Below are 7,227 nucleotides of genomic sequence, written 5' to 3' on the forward strand. Positions count from 1 at the left end.
CCGATATGGTATTTATTGCAGCCGGTATGGGCGGCGGTACAGGTACTGGTGCAGCACCAGTAGTTGCTAAAATTGCTAAAGAACTCGGTATTTTAACCGTTGCAGTTGTAACACGTCCTTTTGATTTTGAAGGTAAAAAACGTGCAGCAGCCGCTGAACAAGGCATTAACGAATTGTCAGAAATTGTAGATTCACTTATTACAATTCCTAACAATAAATTGCTTAAAGTTTTAGGGAAAGGGACTACACTTCTAGATGCCTTCGCTAAAGCTAATGACGTATTATTTGGTGCGGTACAAGGTATAGCAGAGCTAATTACACGTTCTGGTTTAATTAACGTGGATTTCGCCGATGTTAGAACAGTAATGTCTGCAATGGGTACTGCAATGATGGGAACGGCGTCTGCGTCAGGTCCTGATCGTGCACAAGAAGCTGCAGAAGCAGCTATCTCAAGCCCACTACTAGAAGACGTTGATTTAACAGGTGCTAAAGGTATCTTAGTTAATATCACCGCTGGTATGGACATTGCGATTGAAGAATTTGAAATTGTTGGTAATCACGTTAAAGCACTTGCGTCAGAAAACGCAACGGTTGTTGTTGGTGCGGTAATCGACCCAGAAATGACTGATGAGCTACGTGTAACGGTTGTTGCAACTGGTTTAGGCGGCGATCGTCGTCCACAGTTTGGTATTGTTGATAACGGCTTTAAAAAAGCATCAGGTTCTGATGTTGCAAGCACATCAAACCAAACGAGCAGCATGTACGTACCAAGCTTTGCAAGCCAAGATACAAACGCTGAAGAAAATACGACTAAAGAGCAAGCGCAAAGCAAAGAAAAAGCGCCTTCAACGAGTTCAAGTAGTTCAAGTTCTTCAGCGCAAAATAGTAAAAAAGCAGATAAATCAGAAGGTGGTGATTATTTTGATATTCCCGCTTTTTTACGTAAGCAGGCAGATTAACATTTAATAATACTTTTGTTTGAAATATGTACAAATATTGAAAGGCAAAAGGATTTATGTTATACTCCGCCGTCTAACTGTAACTGATTTAAAAGTGAGCATACCTATGATTAAACAGCGTACGATTGCACAAGTAGTCAAAGCCATAGGAATTGGACTTCATAAAGGTGAGAAGGTCACAATAACTCTCCGACCTGCGAGCGCAAATACTGGGATTGTATTTCGTCGTGTCGACCTTGATCCGGTTGTTGATTTTGAAACAACACCTGAAGCCGTTGGTGATACGCAGTTGTGTACCTGTTTAATTAACAAAGATGGTGTTCGCTTATCAACTACTGAGCATCTTATTGCAGCTGTTGCTGCAATGGGCATTGATAATCTAATTGTAGAATTGGACAGCTCAGAAGTGCCGATTATGGATGGTAGTGCATTACCATTCATATATCTGTTACAAAAAGGCGGAATTGAAGAACAAAACGTTGCTAAACGCTTTATCCGTATTAAAGAAAAAGTACGCATTGAAGAAGATGGCAAGTGGGCTGAAGTTGAACCATATGATGGTTTTCATATCGACTTTGAGATTGCATTTAACCACCCAGCTATCAATGAAAGTCGCCAACGTATTGGGTTGGATATAACAACGCAAAGCTTTATTGAAGAAATTAGCCGTGCGCGTACTTTTGGATTTATGAAAGATATTGAATACATGCATGCAAACAACCTAGCGCTAGGTGGTAGCATGGATAGTGCTGTGGTACTTGATGAATTCAAAGTTTTAAATCCTAATGGCTTACGTTATAGCGATGAGTTTGTTAAGCACAAGATATTAGACTGTGTTGGTGACATGTTTATGACAGGTCATAATCTTTTAGGTAAAGTAACTGCATTTAAATCGGGTCATGATTTAAATAATAAATTACTTCGTAAAATTATGGCTACAGAGTCAGCATGGGAGTGGGCAACATTTGAAACGCCTGTGACGATGCCTGCACCCGGTCTTGAGTTAGCTCCAGCCTAAAAGCAGCAAAAGAACAGCTCACAAACAGTTATAAAAAATGACGCTAATTAGCGTCATTTTTTTTGCGTAAAATTTACTCTATTATAACTCTAAAAGATCTTGTAACTGATTTAAATGAGTTACTGTATAAGTTGGCTTTATTCCTTCGGCTAATTGCTCACCAGGGTGTTGTAACCAGCAAGTATCAATACCTGCATTGTTGCCGCCAAGTATGTCGCTTGCAGCAGTATCACCCACCATAAGTATCTCGCTTTTATCAGGGTTACCCATTAGCTCAAATGTGTGCTCAAAAATCGCTTTATTTGGTTTTGCTATACCCACAAGTTCAGATATTACTAACCATTCAAACATATCTTTTAAGCCAGTATGCTCAAGGCGTACGGTTTGTAAGCGGGCAAATCCGTTAGTAATAATACCCAATCGAGCATTTGGCTTAAGTTTATTTAAAAGCTCAATAGCACCTGGTAATGGCTCGCAAATTTGCGCCATAGCATCTAAAAAAGCATCGTTTAGCTCTTTTGCGGGCACATTAAGCTTTGAAGCCCACTCATTAAAGCGTGTTACTTGTAAGTAATCTGCGCTAATAGTGCCATTTTGATAATCAACCCACAGCTGCTTATTGGTTTTTTGATAATGAATATAGTCGTCTTGGCTAAAATCTACGTTGTAAGCTTTAAACATGCGAGTCATGCCCGCTAAAATATCAAACCTAAATAAGGTTTCGTCTGCATCAAACAATACATAGTTGTATTTCATTAAACTTCCTAAATTAATTTGTTTGGCTGTAGAGATCTACGTGTAGAAAGGGCGCCATAGCTAAAGTGAGTGCTTGTGTATAGGTGCTTTCGCGCGTGGCATGATTGTTGGTAAGTAGACCAATAGCGCCCCCTTTTTGTTTAACGTTGGTGGTATTAAATGCTTTGTCCATTACATCGCCAAGCTCTTCGCCATTAAGTAAGGCGTTATAAAGCACTTGAGGCAAGGGGAGGTTGCTGCTGCGCCCTACAACCTGATTTAAGGCATTATCAATAACTACGTAAGCAAAGGTTGCTGCACCATAGCTAAATTGCTCTGCACCGCCTTCCATTGCCACGTAGTAGTGAGCTTGGTAATGCTCTTTGCAATAATTAACACGGTTTTGTGCGCCAACACGTGTTTCTTCTTCGCCAATAGGTTGATCTGGCACATTGGATGGAGCATCAACACCTTGGCAATCAATTTCATGTTCAGGGAAATACATTGCAAAAATATGTTTAGCCGCGTTAATTTTGACAGGGTTTTTAGAACCCACAATAATTTTTAATGAGTACAACACAATGTCCCTTATTGTTACTAAAATCAGCAGTGTACGTGAGAGAGCTCAATCTTAGAAGAGGAGTTAAATAGGTATATCCAAAGGTGCTAAGTTTTCCAGTGCACGCTTTTTCAAAATAATATCTTTAATAAGTGGAGTAAGAACCAGCTCCATAGCTAAGCCCATTTTGCCCCCTGGTACTACAAGAGTATTAATACGAGACATAAAACTGCCTTCGATCATCCGTAAATAATAAGGAAAATCAACATCATCAATACCCCTAAAGCGAATAACTACAAAGCTTTCATCAAGAGATGGAATATCTTTGGCGCTAAATGGGTTTGATGTATCAACGGTCGGTACGCGTTGAAAATTAATATGGGTACGAGAAAACTGCGGGGTAATATGATTTATATAGTCATCCATACTGCGCACAATAGAGCCCATAACCGCTTCGCGAGAATGGCCTCGTTCGGATGTATCGCGTATTAATTTTTGAATCCATTCAAGGTTAATAATTGGAACCATGCCAATTAATAAATCGACATGCTTTGCAACGTCTACGTCTTGATCAACTACACCACCGTGTAACCCTTCATAAAACAAAATGTCAGTATTATGGTCAAGATCTTGCCAAGGTGTAAATGTACCTGGTAATTGATTATACGGAACGGCTTCATCAAAGGTATGCAAGTAGCGGCGTAACTTTCCTTGACCTGTTTCGCTATAGTTTTCAAACAACGTTTTTAAAGCGCCAAAGTCATTGGCCTCTCGGCCAAAGTAACTAATATGTTTACCTTCTTGTTGTGCTTCTCGAACTTTTTTATCCATTTCGGGGCGAGTGTAACGATGAAAGCTATCTCCTTCGACAAAAGCCGCTTGAATATTAAGGCTACGGAAAATATGTTTAATTGCATTCGTTGTGGTGGTTGTACCCGCACCAGATGAACCCGTAATCGCAATAATAGGATTTTTAGCTGACATGTTAATTCTCTTTTTTAGGACCAGGTTTTATAACCAGACTAAACTTAACATTATTTTAAGTCGTTTGGGTATCTTAAGAGTTGACTGACTTAGCTCAAGTGACGCCATCAGCAAATAACGTTATCATGAGGTGCTTAAAATTAAAACGAGAGAAAGCATGAAACTTATTAAACCATTACTTGGATTATTTTCTATAGCAGCGCTGAGCCCAATAGTAGTGCAGGCTAGCATGCCAAAAAGCCAAGTATTACTTGCTGATTTAAATACACCTTTCGGGGTACAAGTTAGTATAGTGAGCGATAAAAATAGTTATAACAACCAACCGCACTTAACAAGTACAGGTTTATACTTTACTCATGAAGTAATTAATAAAGGGCAAAGCCAAACTGATATTGCTTATTATGATTTCACGTCAAAAAAAGTTACCAATATAACTAACTCTCCTGTAAGCGAATATTCGCCAACGGTTATGCCAAGTGGTGATGCGATATCAGCGATTGTTGTAGAAGCTGACGGTAAGCAAAAATTGTGGCATTACCCACTCAAAAATGAAGATGCGCCAAGTCGTATTTTTGATTGGATTGAACCTGTTGGATACCATGCATGGGGTGTCCAAAATGATTTAGTGATGTTTATTTTAGGAAAGCCTCACACTCTTCAATATACTTCTGTTGCACAAGCGAAGGGGGAAATAGCTGCCAGTAATATTGGCCGAACGCTTATTTATAACAACTCAATGGCTGCATTTTTATTTAGTTACACTAAAAACGAGCAACACATTTTAGCGAGTTTTAATCCACAAGATAAACAAGTTGAAGACTTATTAAGGTTACCGGCTCAAGTTCAAGATTTTATTTTAAAGGATAATGCGACCATTGCTTATGCTATTAAAAACCGCGTTTATCAGCGTAAACTTGATGGAAGTGATGAAGTATCGCAATGGCTTAATTTAAGCACCTACTGCGAAACAAATATAACAAGAATGAGTTACAACAATGAAAAACTCGCTTTTGTATGTGATATAACAAAGTAAAGCAGACAAATAAATTCAGATTTTATTGTGTGTATGCGTTAATCTAATACGCAAATTAACTAATAGGGATTACACGTGGCTTATAGTGCAGACGAGCTGACAGAACAGCTCATTAAATTACAGTGCAGAAGTAATTTTAAGATTAAAAATATTGCAGAGTACATGTTAGTAAACTCTAAAGAAGCATTTTATACCCACAGCGAAAGCGGCAAGGGTAAAATAGTAATTCGCCCTGCATTTGAAGTATTTAGCGATGATTTTAATGATATAGATGGCGTAACACGTGCGCAAGGGTACTTCCATAGCAGTGAGATGACACGCTTTCCTACGCGCATTTTTAAAAGCGCTCAACCTATTCACTACGGTGTTGCGTTTAAAATAAACTCTGAGCAAGCAGCCAAAGATTTTATAGCCAAGCTAACTATGATTATTGGCAACTAATTTTATATAAAAAGTAAAAAGCCGCTGAATTTATATTCAGCGGCTTTTGTATTTTTATAGCTCAATAAACCTAATAATTACTTACTTTTTAAAAAGCTATTAACCGATTCAAGTTCACGTGTTTTAAGCGCGATACAATCGTTTGTGCTTTCTTCAAGCTTACTTAATGTACGAGCGTAACCAGCTACATCAGCTACTTTTTCGTTAAAGAAGGTTTTTGTTGTCGCTAAGCTTTCTGCATCACAGCTTGCAGTTGTAAAGTACGGCAAGTTAGGAATAAAGAAAGGCGGTAAGCTTGCTGTTACTTTATCGTAGTTACTGTAAACCCAATCAATAAATAACGCTTGGCGCTCATCTGTGTAACTTTGACCTGACAAAATAGTACGCATGTCAGATGCCGTTACTTCATCCGTTAAGCTATAAGCTAATACCGCTTTTTGTAACTCAGGTTTACCAAAAAAGCCCATAGCTGCAAGCATGTTTGTGCGTACTTGCGGATCTTTAGTCGTTTTAAACGTTGTCATGAATTGATCAAGCAGCGCTTTGTCACCATGAAAAGCAGCAAGAGTTAAGTACGTACCCGCTAAGTATGGGTCTACCTTTTGTGGATCATTTAAATAAACCTGCGTTTGTTCTTTGGCTTTATTGATGACGTTTTGATCTTCACCATCAAAACCTAAGCGTGATACAACGGCTGCACGAAGTTGTGCAATAGCACCATCTTCACCCGCTTTTGCTTCTAAACCATATTTTTTAGCAGCAGGCGTTACTGCACCGCGAATAAATTCAGGCCATAGGTCTTTATTGCTATCGTCTTTAAAAGTGCGCTGTTGCGACACTAAGTAACCTAGTGCGGTATTTGCTACGCGAGGGTGGCTATCGCTTACGAACACTTCAAGTGTTTGCATTAACTTAGCAGCAGATATAACACCAGCATCAAGTAGCGCATCAGTAGCAGATAGTAACGCTAAGCGTTCACGGTCACTCAGTACGCTTGGCGCCTTTTTAACAAGTGCGCTAAATTGTGCATCATCCATTACCCAGCGGTAGTAGCCTAATGCACCTTGGTCAGGATAAATCCACTCTGGTTCAAAGTCTAAATCTAGTGTTTGGCTTTGTTTATTAAGTAATACGTTTGCTGTTTTTACTTTATCGCCAGCACCATATTTAATTGCAACAGGTACATTCCATAGCTGCTCTGGCGCATCAACGCCTGCGTTTACAAAGCGGCTTTGTGAAATAGTTACTTTGCTACCTTGTTGAGTTACTTTAACTAGTGGGAAAGAAGATTGCTCAATAAACGATTTTAAAACACTCGCTACGTCTTTATTTGATGCTTTACCAAGTGCTTCCCATAAGTCGGCCGCTTCTGCATTTTTATATGAAAACTCTTTTAAATAACTTTGAATACCTTTTTGAAATGCATCTTCGCCAATCCAGTTTTCAACCATAGCAAGTACTGAGCTGCCTTTACTGTAAGCAAGACCTAAACCGTCCA

At 39.1% G+C, this 7,227-nt stretch carries 8 protein-coding genes (1 of these 8 only partly in view); 4 read left to right on the forward strand and 4 right to left on the reverse strand.

Going from position 1 to position 7,227, the window contains the following annotated elements:
• On the forward strand, window positions 1-959 hold a 959-nt coding region (gene ftsZ, locus L655_RS0119050), incomplete at its 5' end, for a cell division protein FtsZ (protein ID WP_024605972.1).
• A 106-nt stretch (window positions 960-1,065) separates the two neighbouring features.
• Entirely contained in the window at window positions 1,066-1,977 is a 912-nt protein-coding gene (gene lpxC / locus L655_RS0119055; protein ID WP_002957999.1) for a UDP-3-O-acyl-N-acetylglucosamine deacetylase, read from the forward strand.
• 81 nt (window positions 1,978-2,058) lie between these two features.
• Here lpxC and yjjG read toward each other — a convergent pair whose 3' ends face one another.
• The 3 genes from yjjG to L655_RS0119070 all read right to left on the reverse strand — a co-directional run bounded on the left by yjjG (window position 2,059) and on the right by L655_RS0119070 (window position 4,255).
• Window positions 2,059-2,733, reverse strand: coding sequence for a pyrimidine 5'-nucleotidase (gene yjjG / locus L655_RS0119060; protein ID WP_002958000.1), 675 nt, complete (start codon window positions 2,731-2,733; stop codon window positions 2,059-2,061).
• Window positions 2,734-2,746: 13 nt separating this feature from the next.
• Entirely contained in the window at window positions 2,747-3,292 is a 546-nt protein-coding gene (yjjX, locus tag L655_RS0119065; protein ID WP_100218333.1) for an inosine/xanthosine triphosphatase, read from the reverse strand.
• Window positions 3,293-3,355: 63 nt separating this feature from the next.
• Window positions 3,356-4,255, reverse strand: coding sequence for a phosphoribulokinase (locus L655_RS0119070; RefSeq protein WP_002958002.1), 900 nt, complete (start codon window positions 4,253-4,255; stop codon window positions 3,356-3,358).
• 157 nt (window positions 4,256-4,412) lie between these two features.
• Here L655_RS0119070 and L655_RS0119075 point away from each other — a divergent pair, with 157 nt between their 5' ends.
• Both L655_RS0119075 and L655_RS0119080 read left to right on the forward strand, forming a co-directional pair.
• Entirely contained in the window at window positions 4,413-5,288 is an 876-nt protein-coding gene (locus L655_RS0119075) for a hypothetical protein (protein ID WP_024605973.1), read from the forward strand.
• A 75-nt stretch (window positions 5,289-5,363) separates the two neighbouring features.
• Window positions 5,364-5,729, forward strand: a complete 366-nt coding sequence (locus tag L655_RS0119080; RefSeq protein ID WP_007376965.1) for a hypothetical protein — start codon at window positions 5,364-5,366, stop codon at window positions 5,727-5,729.
• Between the two features lie 77 nt (window positions 5,730-5,806).
• On the opposite strand, the gene L655_RS0119085 is transcribed toward L655_RS0119080, so the two are convergent.
• A protein-coding gene (locus tag L655_RS0119085) for a M1 family metallopeptidase (RefSeq protein WP_024605974.1) crosses the window boundary here: on the reverse strand, window positions 5,807-7,227 show its 3' portion. Its footprint extends 1,081 nt past the window's final position; 1,421 of the gene's 2,502 nt are visible here — the last part of the coding sequence; its start codon lies off the right edge, out of view; its stop codon occupies window positions 5,807-5,809.

Source organism: Pseudoalteromonas sp. TAE79 (assembly GCF_000498015.1).
In the GTDB taxonomy this organism is placed as follows: Bacteria; Pseudomonadota; Gammaproteobacteria; order Enterobacterales; family Alteromonadaceae; genus Pseudoalteromonas.